At 75.6% G+C, this 344-nt stretch carries 1 pseudogene; it reads right to left on the bottom strand.

The window, feature by feature from the left end:
* Positions 1 to 344 (bottom strand): annotated as a pseudogene (locus KVT44_RS55805) (acetyl-/propionyl-CoA carboxylase subunit alpha); the annotation flags it as partial.

The following is a 344-nucleotide window of genomic DNA, read 5'->3' as shown; positions in this document are numbered from 1 at the left end:
GGGGCGAAGGCCGGGTCCTGGACCACCGCGCGGTGGAACGGGATGGCGGTCGCCATGCCCTCGACCTGGAACTCCTCCAGCGCGCGGGCGGCGCGCTGGAGCGCCTGCTCGCGGGTGGCGCCGGTGACGATCAGCTTCGCGAGCAGGGAGTCCCAGGCCGGGCCGATGACACTGCCGGACTCGACGCCCGCGTCCAGGCGGACGCCCGGACCCGACGGCGGGGCGAACAGCGTCACCGTGCCGGGGGCGGGCAGGAAGCCCCGGCCGGGGTCTTCGCCGTTGATGCGGAACTCGAAGGAGTGGCCGCGCAGGGCGGGGTCGCCGTAGCCGAGTTCCTCGCCGTC

The sequence above is a fragment of the Streptomyces sp. GbtcB7 genome, from assembly GCF_019091445.1.
In the GTDB taxonomy this organism is placed as follows: Bacteria; Actinomycetota; Actinomycetes; order Streptomycetales; family Streptomycetaceae; genus Streptomyces; species Streptomyces mirabilis.
Note: the sequence above shows the minus strand (reverse complement) of the source record. Positions and strands in the feature narration are given on the sequence as shown.